This window comes from Arthrobacter sp. HY1533, assembly GCF_027568515.1.
Taxonomy (GTDB): domain Bacteria; phylum Actinomycetota; class Actinomycetes; order Actinomycetales; family Micrococcaceae; genus Specibacter.
In genome coordinates this window covers 15,062-38,072 of record NZ_JANKZF010000031.1, presented here as the reverse complement: position 1 = coordinate 38,072, position 23,011 = coordinate 15,062, and the positions used below count along the sequence as shown (strand labels likewise).

The following is a 23,011-nucleotide window of genomic DNA, read 5'->3' as shown; positions in this document are numbered from 1 at the left end:
GGGGCTGGTGTCAGTCGTGGAGCTGGCCCAGGATCCTTGCCAGCTCCGCGCGGTCCTCGGCGTTCAGGCGGGCAAAGTACTCATTGGACTTGCCGCGACGCTCCTGTTGGACATCGGCAAAGAGTTGCTGCCCTGCATCCGTGGCCACGATCAGTGTTGCCCGGCGGTCACTGGGGTCGGCCTCGCGGCGCACCAGCCCCTTGGCCTCCAGCTGGTCCACCACCTCGGTGGCCGAGCGGGGTGCGATGCGCAGCCGCTCCGCCAAGTCCTTGAGCCGCACATCGCCGTCGCCACAGTCCGGGCCCGCAGCAGCCCCGGCGCCAGCCCGCGGGGAATCCGGCCGGCGGCGCATCACCATCAGCAGCCCACGCCACTGGTGCGGGGTCAGCCCCCAGGGCGACAGCTGTTCGGACCAGGTGCGGCGCAGCCCGCGGAAGGCTGCGTGGAAAAGCTCGCCGAGGTCGGCAGGTTCATTGTGCGGGGCCATGCACCAAGCATAGCAATTTGACCTGCAACCACATAGTGAGGTAACCTCTGTATTAGTTGATGCGAGTCCCGCACCCAGCACACCCCTTGGAGGTGTACCCATGACGGAGAGCATCCGCACACAAAAACCCAGCAGCCGTGACGACACCGGCCCCGCAAACTTCAACAACCGCGGCCCCGGCCGCATCAACCCGGCCGACAAAAAGCAGCTCAAGCTGCACCCCGTGGGCCTGAAACGCATCGCGGCCCTGTTCGCACCCCACAAGGCGACCATCGCCGTCGTCGTGCTTCTCATCAGTGTTTCCAGCATTGTGGGGCTCGCGCAGCCCTTCCTGATCCGCGGCATCATTGACAACGCGCTGCCGCACAAGGACCTGCGGCTGCTGGCCCTGCTGGCCGGCGCCATGATTGCCGTGGCGGCCGCAACCGCCTTCATCGGCGTGATCCAGACCTGGATGACCACCGGCATGGGCCAGAAAATCATGCACACGCTGCGCACCCGGCTGTTCACGCACCTGCAAAAACAGTCGCTCGCGTTCTTCACCCGGACCCGCAGCGGCGAGGTGCAGTCGCGCCTGAACAACGACATCTCCGGCATGCAGTCGGTCATCACGTCCACGGCCACCGGCATTGCCTCGAACGTGACCACCGCCGTCGCCACCGCCGCGGCCATGATTGTCCTCTCGCCGCAACTGTCGCTGCTCTCGCTGATCGTCATTCCGCCGGCCGTCTGGTTCTCCCGCCGCGTGGCCCTGCTGCGCCGCGACATCACCTCAACCATGCAGGCCGAGCTCGCCACCATGAACACGTACGTGGAGGAGGGCTTGAGCATCTCCGGCGTGAGACTGGCCAAAACGCTCGGCACCACGGACCGCGACGCCGCCCGCTACACCGCCAGTTCCGAGCGCCTGATCGGCCTGGAACTGCGCTCACAGCTGGCCGGACGCTGGCGGATGGCCAGCATGAGCATCATCTTCTCCGCCATTCCCGCCGTGATCTACTTTGCCGGCGGCCTGCCCGGAACCACGCTGAGCATCGGCACAATCGTCGCCTTCACGGCGCTGCAATCCACCATTTTCCGCCCCATCATGGGCCTGCTGAACCTGGGCGTCCAGTGGGTCACGGCCATGGCGCTGTTCTCCCGCATCTTTGAATACCTGGACATGGCCCCGGACATCACCGCCCCGGCCCATCCCGTGGCATTGGATCCCGCAACGGTCCGGGGCGAGGTCCGCTTTGAGAACGTGCACTTTGCGTACGACGGCGGCACCGAAGTCCTGCGCGGAATCAACCTTGCGCTTCCGGCCGGCACCACGACCGCCGTGGTGGGCCCTACCGGCTCCGGCAAGTCAACACTGGGCGCGCTGTTGCCGCGACTGCACGATGTCACGGCCGGTCGGGTCACCATTGACGACGTCGACGTCCGGGACATTGCCCCGGAGGTGCTTGCCCGAATTGTGGGAGTCGTGTCGCAGGAAAGCTACCTGACGCACGCCTCCATCCGCGAAAACCTGCTGCTGGCCGCCCCCGATGCCGACGATGCGACCCTCTGGAAGGCCCTGGCTTCTGCACAAATCGCAGACCTTGTGGCCGGACTCCCCGACGCACTGGACACCATGGTGGGCGCCCGCGGGCACCGCTTCTCCGGCGGCGAGCAGCAACGCCTGGCCATTGCCCGCACCATTCTGCGCAATCCCCGCGTGCTGGTGCTCGATGAGGCCACTTCGGCCCTGGACAACACCACCGAGGCAGCCGTGCAGCTGGCCCTGGACCACCTGGCCGTTGGCCGGACCACGCTGACCATCGCCCACCGGCTCACCACTGTGGAGGACGCAGACCAATTGGCCGTGCTTGCCGGCGGCGAACTGGCCGAGGTGGGGACGCCGGCCCAACTGCGTGATGCCGGCGGCGCCTATGCGGCGTTGCGGGCCGCCCGCGAAGCCGAGCGCAGCAGCCCGGAGCTGGAACCGGCCGTGTAGGCAGGCGGCAGCCGTCTGCATGCCATGATGTTAGGCATGAACCTGAGGCAGCTGCGGTACTTTCTGGCCATAGTCGACCATGGCGGCGTCCACCGTGCGGCCGAGGCCCTCAATATTGCCCAGTCGTCGCTGTCCCAGACCATCCGCGCACTGGAGAAGGACCTTGGCACCGAGTTGTTCCACCGGATTGGCCGCGGGATTGTCCTGGCGCCGGCCGGGGAGGGGCTTGTGGGCCCGGCGAGGTCGGTTCTGCGGGAAGTGGACAACGCCGAGCGGGCGGTGACCGAAATTGCTTCCCTGCGGGCAGGTGCGATTGACATCGCCGCACTGTCGGATCTCGCAATCGACCCCGTCTCCACCTGGCTGGCACAGTTCCTCACGCGGCACCCGGGCGTCCATTGCCGTGTCGAGGAAGGCGACAACCCGGCCGCCGTGGCGGAACTTGTCCGCACCGGAGCCTGCGAGCTGGGATTTGTCTCGGCCCCCGCCGCCGGCGGACTTGAAAGCACCGAACTGGTTGAGCAAACCTTTGTGCTGATTTGCCCGCCCGGCAGCGAGGAGAGGTGGCCAAATCCCGTGCCCATCTCGGCCCTGCGGGATGAATCGTTCGTATTGGCCCAGAAGGGGACCGGCACCCGCGAATATTTTGAGCAGATCCTGCGTGAGAACGGCGTGCAACCACGCATTGCCGTTGAGATCCGCCAACGAGAGGCCATCTTGCCGCTGGTGCTTTCCGGATGCGCGGTGGGCATAGTTCCGCTGCGCGTTGCTGTGAACTTTTGGCAGCGCGGCGGCGTGGTCCGCGAACTTGACCCCCACCCGTCCACAAAAATCTATGCAATTCAACGACCCGGTGAGCTCACCGCCGTCTCCCAGGAGTTCCTTGCCGCCGCACAGGCCTCGCTGGAGAACTGGGTGCGTGCCGTGGAGGCCGTGGAAGGTGACGGGCGGCCGCTCATCGAGCGCGCTGCCGCCGCACTGGATGTGTGGGACCACCGTGCCGTGCCGCGCACAACCCGGATCGGGCAGCCTGGCCCGTCGGCGGGAATGTGAAGCGCCCGCCCGCGGCAAAGTAACCCCCGTTACGGGGGACTGGTGACGCCTCCCACTAGGATCGATAGTTTTTTGCGGTCAAAGTGTGCGCCTATTTGTATTGGACGCGAACGGTTGCTGTGCCTTTAGATGGATTCAGATGAGACGTGCTTCACATCCCATCCCACAATCCACAATGCAGAGCAGTGCAGCGTTGCACTTGACCAGCAAGGACCCACATGACAAAGCAACCGGAAGTGCTCAGCTCCGTCGAAGCGGTTGACGTTGAGCAGCCTGCGGGGACACGCCCCCAGGGCAAGATGACGCCGTTTAGGGCATGGTCCATCACCATCCTGCTGGCGCTGTTCCTGTTCATCAACTATGCGGACAAGGCAGTGCTGGGGCTGGCCGGTTCGGACATCAAGGTGGACCTTGGCTTGACGGCCGCACAGTACGGTGTGGTGCAGAGCGGCTTCTACTGGCTTTTCGCGATCGGTGCCCTGAGCCTGGGAGCCCTGTCCAGCCGGATCAACCTCCGCTGGTACCTGGCCATCCTGATGCTTGTCTGGGTTGCCACCATGGTCCCGCTGCTGGGCACCATCGGCTTCAGCGCCCTGCTGATCTGCCGTGTCGTCTTGGGATTCGCTGTGGGTCCGGCCTATGCACTGGCCAACCACTCCGCCCAGTCCCTGTTCCCCGCCGAGAAGCGGGCCCTGGCCTCGGGTGTGGTCACGGCAGGTTCATCGCTTGGACCCCTGGTCATGGCGCCCATCCTGACCTGGATCATTGTGCAGTGGGACTGGCACACGGCTTTTGGCGTCATTGCCGCCGCCGGCCTGGTCTGGGCCGTGCTGTGGCTCATCTTTGGGGGGTCCTCCAAGGTTGACCGGAAGGGCGGTGCCGGTGCCGCAGCTGCAGCCAAGGCTGCCAAGGCCGCGAAGGCCAAGGACGACGAGCCGGCCAACGTGCCCTACCGGGTGCTGCTGGGCACAGCCACCATCATTGGCATCGCGGCACTGAACTTCTTCAGCTACTGGTCAACCAGCCTCAAGGTTGCCTGGCTCCCCGTGTACCTGGCGGACGGGCTTGGCTACGACACCCTCGCGGTGGGACGCCTCGTTGCCCTCCCCTTCGCCACCGCAGCGGTGTTCTCCATTGCGGCAGGATTCTTCTCCAACTGGCTCTACAAGCGGGGCTTCTCGCGGCAGGTTTCCCGCGGGTACCTAGCCGGCGCGCTGGTTGCCGGGGCAGGCCTGTCGATGTGGGGCTTCACTGTGGTTCCGCAGGGAGTCTTCCAAATGGTCCTGGTGATCCTTGCCTTCTCGCTCAACACCGCCTCGATCGGCGTGGGGTTCACCGCCCTCGGCGACCTCGTCCACAGCAAGAAGCGCGGCGGCATCATGGGTGGCATCGTGGCCATCTCCAGCCTGGCCGGCATTCTCTCCCCGCTGTTCCTGGGCTGGACCATCACCGCCGGCGCCACCGCCGTCGAAGGCTACGAAAAGGGCTTCGCCATGGTGGGCATCATGATGGTGGCCGGTGCCGTGGTGGCCACCTTCTTCATCCGCCCGGACAAGGACCTGCTCAAGCTGCGGGCCTGGGCGGACAAAAACGCAGAAAACGAAATGGAGGCGGCCTCATGAGCACGCCAGTGACTCCCCTGCCGCTGGACGGCGTACGTGTTGTTGACTTCGGGCAGTTCATTGCCGCCCCGGCCGCAACCCAGCTGTTGGCCGATCTCGGCGCCGACGTCATCAAGGTTGAGGCCAGGACCGGCGACTCGGCCCGCTCCATCGGCGTCCACGGCCAGGCCATGGTAAACGCCTTCAACCGCGGCAAGCGCAGCATTGCCCTGGACCTGAAGAACCCGGAAGGGCTGCGCGTGGCCAAGGAACTCGTGGCGCGCGCCGACATCGTCATCCAAAACCTCCGGCCCGGCGTCATGGAGACGTTCGGGCTCGGCGGCGCCGACGTGCTGGAGGAACACCCCCACCTTGTCTACGCCAGCATCACCGCGTGGGGCGCCACGGGGCCGTCCAGGCTCCGTCCGGGACTGGACATCACGGCGCAGGCTGAAAGCGGCATCATGCACATGACCGGCGACCCCGACGGCGAACCCCAAAAAGTTGGTTGCCAGATCATTGACGCGGCAACCGCCTATGCGGCAGCCACCGCCGTGCTCGGCGCCTACATCAACCGCCTGCGCACCGGGCGCGGCGAGGTCATTGAGACGTCCCTGCTGGAGGTCGCCACGCACGTCCAGGCCCCCATGCTTGGCGCCTACTTCGCCACCGGCGTGGAACCCCGCCGGCTTGGCAACGGCCAGCCGACGGTGGCCCCCGCCGCCGACGTCATGACCACCAGCGACGGCGCGTTCATTGTCTCGGCCTACTCGGAACCTCATTTCGCCCGCCTGTGCACACTCATCGGCCGCACGGACATGGTCCAGGACGAACGCTTTTCCTCCAACGCCGCCCGCGTGGCCAACAAGGCCGCACTGTTGAACGAACTGCGCTTCGAATTCGGCAAGTTCACCACCAGCGAGGCACTTGCCCTGCTCACCGAAAACGGTGTGGTTGCCGGGCGCATCAGCAATTACGGCGACTTGGCCGAGAACCAGGACGTCAAGGCCACGGGCATCCTCATCAAGACCACCGGGCCGCTCGGGGAGATTGAAACCGTCGGTGCCCCGTGGCAGTTTGCCAGCGCGGGCCCCCGCAGCACCAGCGGCGCGCCTGCACTGGGGGAGCACACCGAAGAAGTCCTGGCCGAGCTGGGCTTCAGCGCCGGAGACATCAACACCCTGGCCGCAGCGGGCGCCGTCGGCATCCCCGCAGCCCTGACGGCTTAGTCCGCCACCGCCAAACCAACGTTTACACCAAGACACCAAAAGGATTCATTTCATGGAACGCACCATATTCAACGAAGACCACCAGGCTTTCCGGGAGGTTGTCCGCGACTTCCTCGACAGCGAGGTGGTCCCGAACATGGACAAGTGGGAAGACCAGGGAATGGTTCCGATGGATGTTTACCGCCGCACGGCGGACATTGGCATCAACGGCCTGCAAATTCCCGAGGAGTACGGCGGCGGCGGCATGGACAGCTTCCTGTTCAACATGATCGCCTTCGAGGAAATCGGCTACGCCGCCAGCTCACTGGGTGGGCTGCAGGTCCACCTCAACACGGTCCTGCCCTACTTCCTGGACTACTGCAACGAAGAGCAGCGCCAGCGCTGGTTCCCCGGATTTGCCGACGGCAGCCTCCTGGCCTCCATCGCCATGACCGAACCCGGCACCGGCTCCGACCTGGCCGGCATGGCCACCACGGCCGTCCGCGACGGAGACGACTTCATCCTCAACGGCTCCAAGACCTTCATCACCGGCGGCACCAACGCCCAGCTCGTCATTGTGGTGGCACGCACCAGCACCGACAGCGACGACCGCCGCCACGGCCTGACCCTGCTCGTCGTCGAGGACGGAATGGCCGGCTTCACCAAGGGCCGCAAGCTGGAAAAGCTGGGCCTGCGCTCCTCCGACACCGCCGAGCTCTCCTTCGTGGACGTCCGCGTCCCCGCCGCCAACGTGCTGGGCGAGGTGGATGCGGCGTTCAGCATGCTCGGCCACAACCTGTCGCAGGAGCGCCTGTCCATCGCCATCACTGCACAGGCCACCGCCACCGCCGCCCACAAGCTGGCCATTGACTACGTGAATGAACGCAAGGTCTTCGGCAAGCCCGTCTCGCACTTCCAGAACACGAAGTTTGTGCTGGCCGACTGCGCCACCAACCTGGCCGCCGGGCAGGCCATGATCGACCAGGCCGTCGTGGCGCTCGACGCCGGCAAGCTCTCCCCGGCGGACGCCGCCAAGGTCAAGCTGTTCGTGACCGAGGCCCAGGGCAAAATCATTGACCAGTGCCTGCAGATGCACGGCGGCTACGGCTACATGCGGGAGTACCCCATCTCCCGCCTCTACGCCGACGCCAGGGTCAGCCGCATCTTCGGCGGCACCAGCGAAGTCATGAAGGTTGTCATCGCCAAGTCACTTGGCCTCTGACACCGCGACCTGCCACAAGCACAAAGGACATACACATGCGCATTGAAGGAATCCACGCTGTCGTCACGGGCGGCGCCTCCGGACTGGGCCTGGCCACCGCCAGGAGGCTCGCCGCCTCCGGGGCGCGAGTCACCATCATGGACCTGCCCGGATCCCCGGGTGCCGAGCGGGCAGCTGAGCTGGGGGACAACGTCCAGTTTGTGGGCGTTGACGTGACAAGCGAAGAGCAGGTCCGCGAAGGATTCGCCCAGGCTGCGGCGTTCGCACCGGTGCGCGCACTGGTTCACTGTGCCGGCCGCGGCAAGCCCATGCGCATCCTGGACCGCGAGGGCGCAGTGACGCCGCTTGCCTCCTTCGCCGACATCATCAACCTCAACGTGGTGGGCACCTTCAACATCCTGCGTTTCGCCGCCGAGCAGATGGCAAGGAACGAATTGCTCGACGGCGACCGCGGCGTGTGCGTGCTGACCGCCAGCGTCGCCGCCTATGAGGGCCAGATCGGCCAGATCAACTACGCCGCGGCCAAGGCCGGGATCGTGGGCATGACACTGCCGGCCGCACGCGACCTGGCCAAGGTGGGCATCCGCGTGTGCACCATCGCCCCGGGCACATTCGCCACCCCGCTGCTGACCGAGAGCGGCCGCCCCGACATTGTCGAGGCGCTCGCCGCCAGCATCCCGCACCCGAGCCGCCTGGGCGAGCCCGATGAGTTTGCCGGCCTGGCCGAGCACATCATCTCCAACGGCATGCTCAACGGTGAAACCATCCGGATCGACGGCGCCATCCGCATGGCCCCGCGGTAGGGCCGCAGCCCACTGAGGTGCACCCCGAAAACGAATTATTCCAAGCAAGGAGCAACAATGCGTGATGCAGTAATTGCCGCCGCTGTCCGGAGCCCGATCGGCCGGCGCGGGGGCTCACTCGCGGAGGTTCATTCCGTGGACTTGTCTGCCGCCGTGCTGAATGCACTCGTGGAACGTGCCGGCATTGACCCCGGCCTGGTGGACGATGTGATGTGGGGCTGCGTTGGCCAGGCCGGCGAGCAGGCCAGCAACATTGCCCGCAACTCGGTGCTGTCCGCCGGATGGCCCGAGAGCGTCCCGGGCACCACCATTGAGCGGCAGTGCGGATCCAGCCAGCAGGCCATCCACTTTGCCGCGGCGACCGTCATGTCCGGACAGAACGACGTCGTCGTGGCGGGCGGGGTGGAAAACATGAGCCGCATCCCGCTGGGCACGGCCCGGCGCGGCGGCCCGGGGGACCCCTTCAGCGAACAGCTGCTGGCCCGCTACGGCGGAGTGGAGCTGAACCAGGGCACCGGCGCGGAAATCCTGGCCGAACGTTATGGCCTCTCCCGCGGGTGGCTCGACGAACTTGCCCTGGAATCCCACATGCGTGCCGCAGCGGCCCAGGACGCCGGCCATTTCGATGCCGAGGTTGTCCCCGTGGCCACCGCGGCAGGCATCTTCTCCCGTGATGAGGGCATCCGACGCGGGTCCACCCTGGAAAAGCTCAACAGCCTTGACCCGGTTTTTTCGGCCAATGGGCTCATGACGGCTGGAAACTCCTCGCAAATCTCCGACGGCTCCAGCGCCATGATCGTCACCACGAGTGAGAAGGCCCGCGAGCTGGGGCTGACCCCGCTGGTGCGCATCCACACCGCCACAGTGGTGGGCGATGACCCCGTGGCCATGCTGGGGGCACCCGCACCGGCAACGGCAAAGGCCCTCAAGCGTGCCGGGCTCTCGTTGGGCGACATCGGCACCTTCGAGGTCAATGAGGCTTTCGCCAGCGTGGTCGGTGCCTGGCTGCGGGAAACCGGTGCCGAGCGTGCCACGGTCAACCCCGATGGCGGCGCCATTGCCCTTGGCCACCCCCTGGGCGGTTCCGGGGCGCGACTGGCCACCACGCTGATGCACCGCATGGTCCGGGAAAACATCCGTTACGGCCTCCAGACCATGTGCGAAGGCGGCGGCATGGCCAACGCAACCATCTACGAAAACCTGCAGCTCTCCGCCAACTGACCGCGCGGTTCCGGCCGAGTGCACAGCAGCAAACATCAAAAATTTAGGAGTCATCATGAGGATCGCCGTATTGGTGAAGCAGGTGCCAGACACCGAAGAGGAACGCAGCCTGGACCTGCAGACCGGCCGCGTCGACCGGGTGTCCGGGGAAAATGTCGCCGACGAAATCAACGAACGCGCCCTGGAAGTTGCCCTTGCCTACAAGGACAGGAACAAGGGCACCGAGGTGGTTGTGGTGTTGATGGGGCCGGATTCGGCAACCAAGGCGCTGCGCAAGGCCCTGTCCATGGGCGCCGATTCGGCCGTGCACGTCCAGGACGATGCCCTGGCCGCGGCCGACCTGGCCCGCACCGCAGCCGTGCTCGCCACGGCCGCGAAGCACACAGGCTTTGACTTGCTGCTGGGCGGCAATGAATCCACCGACGGCCGCGGCGGCGTCCTGCCCGCCATGGTGGCCGAACACCTTGGCCTGCCCCACCTGGGCGGCCTGAGCTCCCTGGACATCACGCCCGGCACCGTCCGCGGACAGCGGCGGGTGGAAAAGGGAACCATGCAAGTCAGTGCGGCCCTCCCGGCGGTCGTGTCCGTCACTGAGCATGTCGCGGAGGCCCGCTTCCCCAACTTCAAGGGCATCATGACCGCCAAGCGCAAGCCGCTGTCCGTCATGACATTGGGCGATCTTGGCATCGACCCGGCCTTTCCCGGCATGGCCCGTTCACAGGTCATCTCCACCCTGGCCCGCCCGGCGCGCCAGGCGGGAACCAAAATCGTTGACGAGGGCGATGCAGGCAAGCAGCTTGCAGACTTCCTCACCGCCGGCCGGCTGGTCTAGAAAGGATCTGACATGTCAAACATTCTGACGCTGATTGAAACCACTCCGGCAGGCGGGATTGCAGACACCGCCGCGGAGCTGCTCGCGGCGGCTGCCCGGCTCGGGACGCCCGTGGCCGTCGTGGCCGCCCAGCCCGGCCAGGGAGCGGTACTTGCCGCGCAGCTGGGCCGCCTTGGCGCGGCGTACGTGCACGTTGGCGAGTCCAGCCAGGCTGGCCTGTTGGCTGCGCCGGAACTTGAAGCCCTCGCCTCGGCTGTTCAAGCGCACGCCCCGGCAGCCGTCGTCGTCCCTCATTCCGTGTTGGGCCGCGACGTGGCCGGACGCCTGGCCGTCCGCGCTGCGGCGGCATTGGCGGTCGACGCCGTCGACCTCCGCTCCGAGAACGGAACCGTCATTGCCACGCACTCGGTGTTTGGTGGGGCGCACACCGTCGAATCGGTGATTGAGGGCGGGTTGGGCATCGTGACCCTGCGCCAGGGCAGCATCGCCGAGCGTGCCGCCGAGGTGGCCGAACCCCTGGTGACGTGCGTGGCCGTGGTTGCCGACGCCGCACGCTTCGGCACTGTCGATTCCGTGGACGAGGCTGCAACAACTTCGGGACGCCCTGCCCTCCGCGGCGCGGAAAAGGTTGTCTCGGGAGGCCGCGGGCTGGGCTCCAGGGAGGAATTTGCCCTGGTGGAAGAACTGGCAGACGTGCTCGGAGCCGCAGTGGGCGCCTCACGGGCCGCGGTCGACGCAGGGTACACCGACCACTCCACGCAGGTCGGGCAGACAGGCGTCACAGTCTCACCCAAGCTCTACATTGCCTTGGGCATCTCCGGCGCCATCCAGCACCGTGCAGGAATGCAGACCGCCAAGACCATCGTGGCCATCAACAAGGATGCCGACGCCCCCATCTTCGAGGTCGCGGACTTCGGCATTGTGGGCGACGTCTTCACTGTGGTGCCGCAGCTCATGGAGTCGCTGAAGGCCAACGCCTAGGCACCCCGCCTCCCTGTCCCCGGACGCCACGCACCCTAGCCCAAGAAATTTGTAGCCCAGATGACTATGACAAAACCAAAACCCTCGTCCCAAAACAAGATGCTCAAGCGGGCCGGGACTGCCCTGGCCGCGCTGGTGGTTGTGGTGCTGCTGGTCCTGGCGGCCATGTGGCTGCGCGGAACCGTGCCCGTCCAGGACTTCATCTCCGCATTCCCCGGCCAGTCGGAATTGCCTGCCGCGGCACCCGTGGGGCTGCCGGCCTGGCTGGGCTGGCAACACTTCCTCAACGCCTTTTTCATGCTGCTGATCATCCGCTCAGGTTGGCTGGTGCGCACCACGGCGCGACCCAAGGCGTACTGGACCCGCAACAACAAGGGTGTCCTGCGCACCAAGAACCCGCCAAAAAAGATCAGCCTGGACCTGTGGCTGCACTTCAGCCTCGATGCGCTCTGGGTGCTCAACGGGGTCATCTTTTTCATCATGCTGTTTGCCACGGGGCAGTGGATGCGCATCGTGCCCACCAGCTGGGACATTTTTCCCAACGCGGCGTCTGCGCTGCTGCAGTACGCATCCTTCAACTGGCCGCTTGAGAACGGCTGGGTCAACTACAACAGCCTGCAGGTGTTGGCCTACTTCCTGACGGTCTTTGTGGCCGCGCCCCTGGCGCTCGCATCCGGGCTGCGGATGTCGCCCGTCTGGCCCAAGAACACCACAGCCCTGAACAAGGCGTACCCCATTGAGCTGGCACGCGCCATCCATGTCCCGGTCATGGTTTACTTCGTCGTTTTCATCATCGTGCACGTTGGGCTGGTGCTGACCACCGGCGCCCTGAAAAACCTCAACCACATGTTCGCGGCCCGGGACGACGCCGGTTGGCTGGGTTTCTGGCTTTTCGCCGCGTCCGTCGTGGTCATGGCCTTGGGCTGGATTGCCGCCCGTCCGCTGTTCCTTGGCCCGGTGGCCTCATTGACCGGCAAGGTGGGCCGGTAGCTGCATTCGCCGGGAACGCCGCCACGCACCCACTTGATTGAAAGGCACAAACACTTGTCTCATCTGGACGAATCACCCCTGTTGGTTCAGGCGCACGGCCGTGTCCTGGTCCTGACCATGAACCGGCCCCAGGCCAAGAACGCCATGACCCTGCAATTGGCGCAGGAACTGGCACGCGCCCTGGAAGACTTCGACGCCAACGACGCCCTCAGCGTCGCCATCATCACCGGAACCGGGGGCACCTTCTGCGCCGGCATGGATTTGAAGGGCTTTGCCCGCGGCGAGATCCCCGTGGTCCCGTCCCGCGGATTTGCCGGCCTCGTCCAGAGCCCGCCGCGCAAGCCGCTCATCGCCGCCGTGGAAGGCTACGCGCTGGGCGGTGGCTTTGAAATTGCGCTGGCCTGCGACCTCATCGTTGCGGCCGCCAACGCATCCTTCGGCCTGCCCGAGGTCAAGCGCGGCCTGACGGCCAATGGCGGCGGGCTGCTCCGACTGCCCCAAAGGCTTCCCTACCACCTCGCCATGGAGGTGGTCCTGACCGGACGCATGCTGCCGGCGGCCGAGGCCGCCACGTTGCATCTGGTCAATCGGCTTGTGGAACCGGGCAGGGCCCTTGATGCCGCCCTGGACTTGGCTGCGGACATTGCCAAAAACGCCCCGCTCGCGCTGGCTGCTTCCAAGGCCGTCATGGTGAATTCGGCCGACTGGCCGGTTGCCGAGAAGTTCACGCAACAGCTGCAGCACGTGTCCGCGATCCGCACCTCGCGCGATGCTGCCGAGGGCGCCCGGGCATTCATTGAAAAGCGCGAACCCGTCTGGAGCGGCAGCTAACCTAGGCCGCCGAAGGCAGCGCCCCGGCCCTCCGCGAAACCAGCAGTGTGCACAGTCCCAGGGCGCAGGCCACGCCGAACGCCATGACGTAGCCGGCCTCGCCGAAGGCCAGCAGTGCGGCGAACACGGCACCGACAACGGCCAGCATGGTGGACGTCAGCAGGGTCTCGCTCAACTGCAAGGCCGAGGCATTGGCGCCCTGCTCGCTCGGGGCCGAGTCGCCCAGCACCAGCACCGACTGGGTTGGGTAGGCCAGGCCAATGCCCAATCCGCCGGCGGCCCAGCCAACCCAGGCAATCCAGACGGGCCAGCCGGGAATCAGCACCAGGGCGGCGATCAGCATGCCCAGCACCATGAAGCCGGCGCCCCAGCGCAGCAGCTGCCTGGGCCGCAGCGTCCCGCGCCCGGACAGCCACGCGCCAACGGCCCAGGTCACGCCGCCAACGGTGAGTGACAAGCCGGCCAGCCACGCAGGCAGGCCACGCTGGTCGATCATATACAGCGGCAGGTATACATCGGCGATCGTGAATGCGGTGCCCATGAGGCCGCGCATCAAGATCAGCGAAGGCAGCCCCTTGGCGCCGCGCCATGTGCCCCTGGGCAGCAGAATGTTGATGGCTGTTGCAAGAAGCGCGACGGCGGCAAGCAGCTCAGGGAGCGACCACGGCGAGTCCATGGTGCTGGCATCGCCCAGCAGCAATACGGAGGCCGAGGCGACCACGGCCCAGGCCGGCTTCCACCAGGGGCGGGCGGAGAGGGGGCGGCGGGTGTCCGGCGTCGAACTTTCGGCAATCTCCACGGGGCGGTTCATTCCCGATCCCCGCGTGCCCTGCAGCACCAGTGCCATGGCCACAAGTGCCAAGACCGGGACGGTGCCAAACACCCAGCGCCAGCCAAAGTGGTCGGTGACAATGCCGCTGAGGGCCGGGCCAACAATGGAGGGCAGCAGCCAGGCCATGGCCAGTGCACCAAACATTTTGGGGCGCAGATAAGCCGGGAATACGCGGGCGATGCAGACGTACAGGGCAACGCTGTCCAGCCCGGAGCCAAAACCTGTCAGGGCCCGGGCCGCAACCAGCAGTTCCATGGTGGGTGCGAAGGCGGAGAGGAGCATGCCCACCACATAGATGCCCACACCTGTCAGCAATGGGATCTGCGGCCCTGACCTGTCGATCCAGAGCGCGGCCAGCGTCATGGAAATGACGGAGGTGGCCATCGTGATGCCAAAGGCCAGGCCGTAGAGCGGCAGCCCGTTGAGTTCGCTGGCGGCCTGTGGCATGGCGGTCGTGACGGCTGCGAACGAGTAGGCAACCATGAAGCCCAGGCCAAAGAAGCCCAGCGTCGCTCCCCGGTACTCGCGGCCCCAGATCGTGGCTGGGGAGTTCACGCGGGGAAAGAATTGAACGGAGTCATAGTATTAGCCTAATTAACGTTCAGGGCAGCGAGTGCCCACATTTGGCTTTGTCAGTGGCCAAGAAAGCGGCAAGGAGCAAGCGTGGAATTTTCGGCACGATATGTGGCATTGGGCGACTCATTCACCGAAGGCCTGGGTGACACCGATCCGGCACTGCCCAACCAGGTCCGCGGCTGGGCCGACCGCGCCGCCGAACAGCTCGCCCTGGCGCACCCGGAAGAGTCCTGGGGCTACGCCAACCTGGCCATCCGCGGCAAGAAGATGAAGCAGATCCTGGCAGAGCAGATCGACGCGGCCGTGGCGCTGCAGCCCACCCTCGTCACCATCTATGCAGGCGTCAACGACATCCTGCGCCCCAAGGTGGACATTGATGCCATGATCGGGCGCTACTCCGAGGGCCTGGGCAAGCTCGCCTCCACCGGCGCACGCCTGCTCGTCTTCACGGGCTATGACGCCAGCTCCTCCAAGGTGTTCGCCAGCATCCGTGGCCGCACCGCCGTCTACAACGAACTGCTCCGCGAGGTCGTGGAGGGCCACGGCGCGGAACTTGTGGACTACTGGCGCTTCCGCGAGTACAACGACTGGCGCCTGTGGGGAGTCGACCGCATGCACATGTCCACCCCCGGCCACATCAACATGGCCAACCGCGTACTCGAGCAGCTCGGTGAATCCGTCCGCATCCCCATGCCCGAACTGCCGCCGGTCCCCATGAAGACAACCGCTGAAGTCCTCAAAGACAACGCCGCCTGGACCAGGGAGTATGTGGGCCCCTGGGTCAGCCGGCGCCTGCGCGGGGTCTCCTCGGGCGACAACCTCAGCGCCCGCTGGCCTGTGCTGCGCCCACCCCTGAGCTAAACCACAAACAAGCACGACGCAGGAGCCCGCCTCCCGCACGTCGCCAACCTCCCGCCGTGGCCCTGCGCCGCGGCGGGAGGTTTCTCTTTCCCCTGGAACCGGCCGTGCGGCAAAAGATACGTAGCAACTACCGATGTCCGCAGCCCTGTCCATCCGTAGAGTCTCAAGCGCAGGCATTGATACAGAAAGAGGGGAATGGCGGACATGAAGGTCTCAGGGGGACAGGTGCGGCAGGGCGCGCCGGGGGTGCAGCTTGCTGCGGAGGACCCAGGGCAAGCGCACCTTGCCAACGACCCGGCACCATTGGGGGATGCCGGGACGGAGCAGGCGCGCAGCCTCAGGGCCGTGGCTGGTTGCAACCGCAGGGGAATCTGGCCGCTCTGGCCGGGGGCGCGCAACTAGCGCCATGCCATTGGGGCCGACAGCGGCCGGCACGGAAATCAATTCCGTGCCGGTTGGCCGGTTTAAGGGCCGGTGTGGTAGGCCAATTGGTCAATTGGGCGGCTTGCAACTAGACTGGGTAGGCGCTAGGTGGCGCGGAGCGTGTGCAATTGCTCCGGTTTGCGGTGATTATCCTCCCGCGGGCCGGTAGTTAGGGGCTCAAGTTGCGTGCATTCGGGTATTCGCCGGAGAGCACTTTTTCTTTCACTTCATGAAAATGTTGTTTGGGAATCATGCTGTCCAAGGACGGACGCCACCTATGTGCACGGTCTGCACCAGTGGACCGTATCCATATATTTATTAGGAGTGATCATGGCAGCACACTGCCAGGTGACCGGAGCCGAGCCGGGCTTTGGACATAGCATTTCGCACTCGCACCGCCGCAACAAGCGTCGGTTCGATCCGAACATTCAGAAGAAGCGCTACTGGGTTCCGTCCCTGCGCCGCAACGTAACCCTGCAGGTTTCTGCAAAGGGTATCAAGGTCATCGACGTGCGCGGTATTGACGCCGTCGTCACGCAGATTCTGGCACGTGGGGTGAAGCTCTAATGGCAAAAGACAAGGACGTACGTCCGATCATCAAGCTGAAGAGCACGGCGGGTACCGGGTTCACTTACGTGACCCGCAAGAACCGTCGTAACACTCCGGACCGTCTGGTCCTGAAGAAGTACGATCCCAAGATCCGTCAGCACGTCGAATTCCGAGAGGAGCGCTAAGACTATGGCTAAGAAGTCCATGATCGCTAAGAACGAGCAGCGCAAGGTCATCGTCGAGCGTTACGCCGAGAAGCGTCTCGCCCTGAAGAAGGCCCTCGTCAACCCGGCCTCCACCGACGAAGAGCGCGAAGCGGCCCGCCTGGGCCTGCAGAAGCTGCCCCGCAACGCATCGCCGGTACGTGTTCGTAACCGCGACGCCATTGACGGCCGTCCGCGTGGAACGCTCCAGAAGTTCGGCATCTCCCGTGTTCGCTTCCGCAAGATGGCGCACGCTGGCGAACTGCCCGGCATCAAGAAGTCCAGCTGGTAATAACCCGCTGAAAAGGGCGGTGACCTTACGGTCACCGCCCTTTTTGCTGCCCTTTTCCTGAAACGCTTCAGTATTCTTCCCGACGAGTCGCCAGGCCACCAGGCGCATTGCACCCTTTGGTCAGCATGAACTGTCCAAAGCGACCATTGGCACGGATCGTGGAATCTCCTAGAGTCGCTATATCGCTTTAGTTCACCGCGATAGACCACGGTTCCACGACACGACAGGGAAGTCATGTTCAACAAACACCGCCTGATCAGCTCAGCCGCCATCCTCGCCATCTCGGCACTTGCCGGCGTTGGCCTGATGACACCAGCATCCGCCGCAGAAAAAGCGCCGGCCGCCCCTGTGGGCAGCGTGGCCAACTGCCAGGGCGAGCCGCTCATGATGGCCTACTACCGCACGTGGCGGGATGTCACCGTGCCGGAAAGCGCCAACTCCAATCTGCCCGACAAGAACGTGATGTCGATGGACCAGATTCCCAAGGGCGTGGACGTGGCCATGGTGTTTGACGCCGGCGCCACGCAGGACACGGCCTATTGGGACACGCTGCGCGAGAGCTACGTCCCGAAGCTGCACAAGCAGGGGACCCGCGTGGTCTACACACTGTGGATTGACCAGTTTGCCAAGGCAGACGTTGCGCTCAATGACGAGGCGTACGCCCAGTATGCCCAGTGGGTCATGGACACCTACGTGACTCCCTATGGCCTTGACGGGATTGACGTGGACGTCGAGTCATACCCGAAGGGCGACGGCCTCACCCGGGCCATTGGCATCTTCAACGCCCTCGGAAAGCTGATCGGACCGAGGTCCGGCACGGACAAGTTGTTCATCTTTGACACCAACCAGACCGGCTCCACGCCCCTGTTCACGGCCGTCTCACACAACATCTCCTACGTGCTGCTGCAGGCCTACGGCCGCAACATCGCGGGGATGCAAAACACCTGGAACACCTTCTCCGACAAGATCAACTCCTGCCAGTTCCTGATCGGCTTCTCCTTCCCGGAGGAGCAGGACCGCACCAACTGGAACGATGCGGCCGGCCCCTTCAGCAAGGAGTCCTTCTCCACCAGCCGCGCAAACGACTACGCCCTGTGGCAGCCCGAGGGCGGCCAGAAGGGCGGATCGTTCGTGTATGCGATTGACCGCGACGGCAAGGCCTGGAACGAGAACACCATCTCGCCCACCAAGTTCAAGTGGACCAAGGAAGTTATCAAGACCCAGGACAAAGACGCCCACAAGAACGGCAACTAGACCTGCGGCCTGAGGCGCCTGGCCAGTTGGAACCCGCCAAATTCGGCGGAATTCCGGGCCGAAAGGGCCTTCCCGGTGTCGGCTGTGAGCGAAATATGCCTAGAATCCGGGGAATTTGCCCCAAAAAACACCGAAAAACACCGAAATTTACCGGAATCACGCGGAAGAACTGGTATGTTCGCTAGCAGTGGTTGACACGCAACCGCGTGGAATTGGAATTACTGACGTCCAGGAGGACAAACATGGCAAAGAACCGTAGCGAACTGGTTGCTGAAGTTGCAGCAAAGGCTGAGACCAGCCAGACCGCAGTGAACAGCGTTTTGGATGCACTCTTCTCCGTCTTCGAGAGCTCCGTTGCAGCCGGCGAAAAGATCACCATCCCGGGCTGGCTCTCCATCGAGCGCACCGACCGTGCAGCACGCACCGGCCGCAACCCCCAGACCGGCGAGACCATCCAGATCGCAGCAGGCCACAGCGTCAAGCTGTCCGCCGGCTCCAAGCTGAAGGCTGCTGTCAAGAACTAGTTTCTTCTCAGGGCATCACACGAAGGCGGCACCTCGCGGTGGCCGCCTTCGTGCATTTAAGGCAGCGGCCGGTTCCTGTGAGCTGGCTGATTCGCCCGAAGTTCACAAGGTGGCGGACAATGGAGGGGTGCCACCCGTAGATTCTTCCCCCGCCACCCCCGTCCGCACCCCCGCACCATCCCGCGGGGGGACCTTTGCCGATGGCATTTCCAGCCGCTGGTGGTGGCTTGGGCTGGCCGCCGCGATGGCCGCCGTCGTGGTTTCGCTGCTGTGGACAGGTGCCGCGGGGGTTGCCCAGCTGGCCGATCCCGGCGCCTTCACCCGCTGGGGGCTGCCGCTGGCCACCACCATCCACAACCTGGCACTCTCGGCCGTCATTGGTGCGCTCGTATTTGCCGTGGTGATCCTGCCCAAGGACCTCAAGGCGCACCGCCCGCGTTCGGGCAACCAGAAGCACGACGGCGCCAAGCGCGCCCCCGTGCCCGAACACCCCGCATTCACCCGGGCCATGACGCTCGCCATGGTGGCCGGCGGCGTGTGGACAGTGTCCGCCATTGCTGTCCTGGTGCTGACGTACTCCAGCATTTCCGGCCTTCCGCTGGCAGGCACCTCCGAATACACCAGCCAGCTGGTGTTCTTCATGACCGAACTGCCAGTGGGCCAGGCCTGGCTCATCATCACCATCGTGGCCGCCGTTGTCACCACCCTGGTCATCGGGCTGCGCAACATCAGCGCCCTGGCCGTGCCGCTCGTGCTGGCCCTGGGATCGTTCATCCCGCAGGCGCTCATTGGCCACTCCGCCTCCAGCGCCGACCACAAGGGTGCCGTCAACTCGCTGTTCCTCCACGTCACAGGCGCCTCGCTGTGGGTGGGCGGCATCATCGTCCTGGTGGTGGTGTCCGGCGTCCTGGGCAAGATCACGGCCCAGACCCTCAAGCGCTTCTCGGCCCTGGCCATCTTTGCCTTTGCCGGCGTTGCCGGGTCGGGCACCATCAACGGCGCCATCCGCATCACCAACTGGCACGACCTCTTCTACTCCACCTACGGGCAGCTGCTGCTGGCCAAGATTGCCGCCACAGTGGTCCTGGGCGTCATTGGCTACATGCACCGTTCCTGGATCATTCCGCGCCTGGAGGGCGGCGCCAAGAACAACGGCACCGCCAACACCCGCCGACTGCTGTGGCAGCTGATCTTTGGTGAACTGCTCATCATGGGCGTGGTCAGCGGCATCGCCGTGGGCCTGAGCCGCTCCGCGCCTCCGCAGTCGCGCGAGATCGCGCAGGAGGCCCTCACCCCGGCCCAGATTCTCACGGGCTACCCGCTGCCGCCGGAACTGGAATTCTCCCGGTGGTTCACCGAGTGGCGCATGGACTGGCTGTGGGTCGCTTTCGCCGTTCTGGCCGGCGCCGCCTACCTCAGCGGCATTGTGAAGCTGCGCAGGCGCGGCGACAAGTGGTCCGTGCTGCGCAGCGTCTCCTGGTTCGTGGGCCTGGCGGCCCTTGTCTACATCACCTCCGGCGGCCCCGCCGTTTACGGTGCCGTGACGTTCAGCGCCCACATGGTGGAGCACATGGCCCTCATGGCCATCGCCCCGCTCTTCCTGGCCCTGGGCTCGCCCATCTCGCTGGCCCTGCAGGCACTGACCCCGCGCCGCGACGGCTCCCGCGGCATCCGCGAATGGATCCTGGTGCTGGTGCACTCGAAGTATTCCAAGGTGGTCACGCATCCGCTGTTTGCCGCCGCCAACTTCTCCGGCAGCCTGATCCTGTTCTACTACTCGCCGGCGTTCAAGATGGCCATGACCTACCACGTGGGCCATGAGCTGATGATTATCCACTTCACGCTTACGGGCTACATCTTTGTCCAGAGCATGATCGGCGCCGACCCCCTCCCCACCCGCGCCCCCTACCCGCTGCGGCTGCTGCTCCTGCTCGCCACCATGGCCTTCCACGCCTTCTTCGGCGTCTCGCTCATGATGGCCACGGGCCTGCTCAACGGCGAGTACTTCGGCAACATGGGCCGGCCCTGGGGCGACGGCGCCCTGGTGGACCAGCAGACCGCCGGCGGCATCGCCTGGGGCGTGGGCGAAATCCCCACCCTGTTCATCGCCATGGGCGTGGCCTTCATGTGGTCGCGCTCGGACGCCCGTGAAACCAAGCGCAAGGACAGGGCCGCGGACAGGAATAAGGACGCCGAGCTGGACGCTTACAATGACATGTTTGCCCAGCTGGCCGCCCGTGACTCCGCCATGGCCTCCGGCCCGCGCGGACCGGGCACCCGCACCTCCGGCACCACAACGTCCACCACCAGCACTGACAACAATGCGCCGGGCACCCCGGCCGGCACGCAAGGAGAAACGCACTAGTGGATTCCTCAACGAAGACCAGCCCCGTCCGCGTCCGCGCATCGGAACTCGAAGGCCGCGGCTGGCTGAACACCGGCGGCGCGCAGCTGGACTTGGAAAAGCTGCGTGGCAAGATCGTCATCCTGGATTTCTGGACGTTCTGCTGCATCAACTGCCTGCACGTGCTGGACGAGCTGCGCCCCCTCGAGGCGCAGTACAAGGACGTGCTGGTCACGGTGGGCGTGCACTCGCCCAAGTTTGAGCACGAGGCGGACCCCGTGGCCCTGGCCGCGGCCGTGGAGCGCTACGACATCACACACCCCGTGCTGGATGACCCCGAACTTCTCACCTGGCAGGCCTACTCGGCCCGCGCCTGGCCCACCCTGGTTGTGGTGGACCCCGAGGGCTACATCGTGGCGCACCTCTCAGGCGAGGGCCACGCCGCCGGGCTGGAATCCCTGATCCCGGAAATCGTTGCCGAACACGAGGCCAAGGGCACCCTGCACCGCGGAGACGGCCCCTATGTGGCCCCTGAGCCGGTTGTCCGCGACCTGCGATTCCCCGGCAAGGTCCTGCCCCTGGCCGGCGGCACCTTCCTGGTCTCCGACACAGGCCACCACCGCCTCGTGGAAATGGGCTCCGACCTGGCAACAGTGGTGCGCACCATCGGCTCCGGCACCAAGGGCTTCCTGGACGGATCCGCCGCCGACGCCCAGTTCAACGAACCCCAGGGCCTGGCCCTGCTCCCGGCCGAGCTGGCAGCGGAAGTGGGGTACGACGTCGTCGTGGCCGACTCCGTCAACCACCGCCTGCGCGGCGTAACCCTGGCCACCGGCCAGGTGCGCACTGTGGCCGGCAACGGCATCCAGCGCCTGCTGGAGGCCGGCCCGGCACGCGTGAACGAGGATGGCTCCTCGGCCTCCGAGACCGAACTGGGCAACACGCCCCTGGACGTGTCGCTGTCCTCCCCGTGGGATGTTGCCTACTCCTCGGCACTGGGGGCCGTGGTCATTGCCATGGCCGGCACACACCAGATCTTCGGCTTCGACCCCGCCACCGGCGCCACCACAGTGGTGGCCGGCAACGGACTCGAGGGCCTGCTGGACGGACCGGCCGGGCAGGCCTGGTTCGCCCAGCCCTCCGGCATCACCGAGGACGCCAAGGGCAACCTCTGGGTTGCCGATTCCGAGACGTCCGCGCTGCGCGTGCTGACGTTTGCTGATGGCGTCGCCACGGTGGAAACCGCCATCGGGGAGGGCCTGTTCGACTTTGGCTTCCGCGACGGCGACGCCGCCCAGGCCCGCCTGCAGCACCCGCTGGGCGTTGCCGTGCTGCCCGACGGCTCCGTGGCCATTGCCGATACCTACAATGGCGCCGTGCGCCGCTACGACCCTGCCACGAAGACCGTCAGCACGCTGGCACGCGGCCTGGCCGAGCCCAGCGACGTGCTGCTGGATGAGTCCGGCGAGGTTCCGCTGCTCATTGTGGTCGAGGCCAACAAGCACCAGCTGATCCGCCTGCCGCTGCCCAAGAACGCACTGCAGGTCGATGAGGGTGCTGCCCAGACGCAGCGCCCCAAGACGCCGGTGGCGCCCGGTGAGCTGGCCCTGACCATCAACTTCGCCGCGCCCACGGGACAGAAGCTTGATGACCGCTGGGGCGATCCCACGCAGCTGAAGGTCTCCTCCACCCCGCCGGAGCTGCTGATCAGCGGCGAGGGCACCTCCGTGGGCCTGCAGCGGACGCTGGTGCTGTCGGCCGATGTCCCCGAGGGTGTCCTGCACTTCACGGCCCGCGCCGCGGCCTGCGACGGGCCCGAAGACGCCAACGGTGAGATCCCCGACCACGCAGCCTGCCACCTGTACCAGCAGGACTGGGGCATCCCGGTTATCCTAAGCGCCGACGGCGCCTCCGAGCTGGCCCTGGACCTGCGCGGCGTGCAGTAG

Annotated in this window: 21 protein-coding genes; 19 read left to right on the top strand and 2 right to left on the bottom strand. The window is 65.6% G+C overall.

The features are described from left to right. Positions 1 to 10: 10 nt before the first annotated feature. Positions 11 to 487 carry a MarR family winged helix-turn-helix transcriptional regulator gene (locus PCK14_RS16990; RefSeq protein ID WP_269939700.1) on the bottom strand — a complete coding sequence of 159 codons (477 nt, stop codon included), beginning with the start codon at positions 485 to 487 and terminating at the stop codon, positions 11 to 13. A 100-nt stretch (positions 488 to 587) separates the two neighbouring features. Here PCK14_RS16990 and PCK14_RS16985 point away from each other — a divergent pair, with 100 nt between their 5' ends. From PCK14_RS16985 to PCK14_RS16935, 11 genes are all read left to right on the top strand, one after another. After that, positions 588 to 2,465 carry an ABC transporter ATP-binding protein gene (locus PCK14_RS16985; protein ID WP_269939699.1) on the top strand — a complete coding sequence of 626 codons (1,878 nt, stop codon included), beginning with the start codon at positions 588 to 590 and terminating at the stop codon, positions 2,463 to 2,465. A 36-nt stretch (positions 2,466 to 2,501) separates the two neighbouring features. Next, entirely contained in the window at positions 2,502 to 3,518 is a 1,017-nt protein-coding gene (locus PCK14_RS16980; RefSeq protein WP_269939698.1) for a LysR family transcriptional regulator, read from the top strand. Between the two features lie 218 nt (positions 3,519 to 3,736). Then, positions 3,737 to 5,140 (top strand): MFS transporter, encoded by a 1,404-nt coding sequence (locus PCK14_RS16975; protein ID WP_269939697.1) that lies wholly within the window; start codon positions 3,737 to 3,739, stop codon positions 5,138 to 5,140. Continuing rightward, on the top strand, positions 5,137 to 6,348 hold the full coding sequence (locus tag PCK14_RS16970) for a CaiB/BaiF CoA transferase family protein (protein WP_269939696.1): 1,212 nt from the start codon (positions 5,137 to 5,139) through the stop codon (positions 6,346 to 6,348). The genes PCK14_RS16975 and PCK14_RS16970 overlap by 4 nt, the downstream gene beginning before the upstream one ends. A gap of 52 nt (positions 6,349 to 6,400) precedes the next feature. After that, positions 6,401 to 7,549, top strand: coding sequence for an acyl-CoA dehydrogenase family protein (locus PCK14_RS16965; RefSeq protein ID WP_269939695.1), 1,149 nt, complete (start codon positions 6,401 to 6,403; stop codon positions 7,547 to 7,549). Between the two features lie 35 nt (positions 7,550 to 7,584). Beyond that, the gene (locus PCK14_RS16960; RefSeq protein WP_269939694.1) at positions 7,585 to 8,352 is read left to right on the top strand and encodes an SDR family NAD(P)-dependent oxidoreductase; all 768 of its coding nucleotides are present in this window, start codon (positions 7,585 to 7,587) and stop codon (positions 8,350 to 8,352) included. A 57-nt stretch (positions 8,353 to 8,409) separates the two neighbouring features. Next, entirely contained in the window at positions 8,410 to 9,573 is a 1,164-nt protein-coding gene (locus PCK14_RS16955; protein WP_269939693.1) for a thiolase family protein, read from the top strand. 55 nt (positions 9,574 to 9,628) lie between these two features. Further along, positions 9,629 to 10,405 (top strand): electron transfer flavoprotein subunit beta/FixA family protein, encoded by a 777-nt coding sequence (locus PCK14_RS16950; protein WP_269939692.1) that lies wholly within the window; start codon positions 9,629 to 9,631, stop codon positions 10,403 to 10,405. A gap of 12 nt (positions 10,406 to 10,417) precedes the next feature. Further along, the gene (locus tag PCK14_RS16945) at positions 10,418 to 11,386 is read left to right on the top strand and encodes an electron transfer flavoprotein subunit alpha/FixB family protein (RefSeq protein ID WP_269939691.1); all 969 of its coding nucleotides are present in this window, start codon (positions 10,418 to 10,420) and stop codon (positions 11,384 to 11,386) included. Positions 11,387 to 11,452: 66 nt separating this feature from the next. Next, entirely contained in the window at positions 11,453 to 12,376 is a 924-nt protein-coding gene (locus PCK14_RS16940) for a cytochrome b/b6 domain-containing protein (RefSeq protein WP_442864748.1), read from the top strand. A gap of 54 nt (positions 12,377 to 12,430) precedes the next feature. Continuing rightward, on the top strand, positions 12,431 to 13,207 hold the full coding sequence (locus PCK14_RS16935) for a crotonase/enoyl-CoA hydratase family protein (protein ID WP_269939690.1): 777 nt from the start codon (positions 12,431 to 12,433) through the stop codon (positions 13,205 to 13,207). 1 nt (position 13,208) lies between these two features. On the opposite strand, the gene PCK14_RS16930 is transcribed toward PCK14_RS16935, so the two are convergent. Beyond that, positions 13,209 to 14,594: an MFS transporter gene (locus tag PCK14_RS16930; protein WP_269939689.1), complete on the bottom strand. Its 1,386-nt coding sequence runs from the start codon at positions 14,592 to 14,594 to the stop codon at positions 13,209 to 13,211. 108 nt (positions 14,595 to 14,702) lie between these two features. On the opposite strand from PCK14_RS16930, the gene PCK14_RS16925 reads away from it, so the two are divergent. The 8 genes from PCK14_RS16925 to PCK14_RS16890 all read left to right on the top strand — a co-directional run bounded on the left by PCK14_RS16925 (position 14,703) and on the right by PCK14_RS16890 (position 23,011). Further along, positions 14,703 to 15,476 (top strand): SGNH/GDSL hydrolase family protein, encoded by a 774-nt coding sequence (locus PCK14_RS16925; protein WP_269939688.1) that lies wholly within the window; start codon positions 14,703 to 14,705, stop codon positions 15,474 to 15,476. Between the two features lie 753 nt (positions 15,477 to 16,229). Continuing rightward, the gene (rpmB, locus tag PCK14_RS16920) at positions 16,230 to 16,466 is read left to right on the top strand and encodes a 50S ribosomal protein L28 (RefSeq protein ID WP_269939687.1); all 237 of its coding nucleotides are present in this window, start codon (positions 16,230 to 16,232) and stop codon (positions 16,464 to 16,466) included. Continuing rightward, a complete protein-coding gene (gene rpmG, locus PCK14_RS16915) occupies positions 16,466 to 16,633 on the top strand; it encodes a 50S ribosomal protein L33 (protein WP_044574616.1) in 168 nt (55 codons plus the stop codon). The genes rpmB and rpmG overlap by 1 nt, the downstream gene beginning before the upstream one ends. A 4-nt stretch (positions 16,634 to 16,637) precedes the next feature. Then, positions 16,638 to 16,943: a 30S ribosomal protein S14 gene (gene rpsN, locus PCK14_RS16910; protein WP_038465689.1), complete on the top strand. Its 306-nt coding sequence runs from the start codon at positions 16,638 to 16,640 to the stop codon at positions 16,941 to 16,943. A gap of 234 nt (positions 16,944 to 17,177) precedes the next feature. Further along, positions 17,178 to 18,197, top strand: coding sequence for an EndoS/ChiA family endoglycosidase (locus PCK14_RS16905; protein WP_269939686.1), 1,020 nt, complete (start codon positions 17,178 to 17,180; stop codon positions 18,195 to 18,197). A 242-nt stretch (positions 18,198 to 18,439) separates the two neighbouring features. Beyond that, the gene (locus PCK14_RS16900; RefSeq protein ID WP_269939685.1) at positions 18,440 to 18,721 is read left to right on the top strand and encodes an HU family DNA-binding protein; all 282 of its coding nucleotides are present in this window, start codon (positions 18,440 to 18,442) and stop codon (positions 18,719 to 18,721) included. 244 nt (positions 18,722 to 18,965) lie between these two features. Next, positions 18,966 to 21,086 (top strand): cytochrome c oxidase assembly protein, encoded by a 2,121-nt coding sequence (locus tag PCK14_RS16895; RefSeq protein ID WP_269939701.1) that lies wholly within the window; start codon positions 18,966 to 18,968, stop codon positions 21,084 to 21,086. Beyond that, positions 21,086 to 23,011 (top strand): NHL domain-containing thioredoxin family protein, encoded by a 1,926-nt coding sequence (locus PCK14_RS16890; protein WP_269939684.1) that lies wholly within the window; start codon positions 21,086 to 21,088, stop codon positions 23,009 to 23,011. The genes PCK14_RS16895 and PCK14_RS16890 overlap by 1 nt, the downstream gene beginning before the upstream one ends.

Coding starts and splice junctions, on each gene's coding strand:
- PCK14_RS16990 (WP_269939700.1), bottom strand. CDS start 487: ATGGCCCCGCACAATGAACCTGCCGACCTCGGCGAGCTTTTCCACGCA.
- PCK14_RS16985 (WP_269939699.1), top strand. CDS start 588: ATGACGGAGAGCATCCGCACACAAAAACCCAGCAGCCGTGACGACACC.
- PCK14_RS16980 (WP_269939698.1), top strand. CDS start 2,502: ATGAACCTGAGGCAGCTGCGGTACTTTCTGGCCATAGTCGACCATGGC.
- PCK14_RS16975 (WP_269939697.1), top strand. CDS start 3,737: ATGACAAAGCAACCGGAAGTGCTCAGCTCCGTCGAAGCGGTTGACGTT.
- PCK14_RS16970 (WP_269939696.1), top strand. CDS start 5,137: ATGAGCACGCCAGTGACTCCCCTGCCGCTGGACGGCGTACGTGTTGTT.
- PCK14_RS16965 (WP_269939695.1), top strand. CDS start 6,401: ATGGAACGCACCATATTCAACGAAGACCACCAGGCTTTCCGGGAGGTT.
- PCK14_RS16960 (WP_269939694.1), top strand. CDS start 7,585: ATGCGCATTGAAGGAATCCACGCTGTCGTCACGGGCGGCGCCTCCGGA.
- PCK14_RS16955 (WP_269939693.1), top strand. CDS start 8,410: ATGCGTGATGCAGTAATTGCCGCCGCTGTCCGGAGCCCGATCGGCCGG.
- PCK14_RS16950 (WP_269939692.1), top strand. CDS start 9,629: ATGAGGATCGCCGTATTGGTGAAGCAGGTGCCAGACACCGAAGAGGAA.
- PCK14_RS16945 (WP_269939691.1), top strand. CDS start 10,418: ATGTCAAACATTCTGACGCTGATTGAAACCACTCCGGCAGGCGGGATT.
- PCK14_RS16940 (WP_442864748.1), top strand. CDS start 11,453: ATGACAAAACCAAAACCCTCGTCCCAAAACAAGATGCTCAAGCGGGCC.
- rpmB (WP_269939687.1), top strand. CDS start 16,230: ATGGCAGCACACTGCCAGGTGACCGGAGCCGAGCCGGGCTTTGGACAT.
- rpmG (WP_044574616.1), top strand. CDS start 16,466: ATGGCAAAAGACAAGGACGTACGTCCGATCATCAAGCTGAAGAGCACG.
- rpsN (WP_038465689.1), top strand. CDS start 16,638: ATGGCTAAGAAGTCCATGATCGCTAAGAACGAGCAGCGCAAGGTCATC.
- PCK14_RS16905 (WP_269939686.1), top strand. CDS start 17,178: ATGTTCAACAAACACCGCCTGATCAGCTCAGCCGCCATCCTCGCCATC.
- PCK14_RS16900 (WP_269939685.1), top strand. CDS start 18,440: ATGGCAAAGAACCGTAGCGAACTGGTTGCTGAAGTTGCAGCAAAGGCT.
- PCK14_RS16895 (WP_269939701.1), top strand. CDS start 18,966: ATGGCCGCCGTCGTGGTTTCGCTGCTGTGGACAGGTGCCGCGGGGGTT.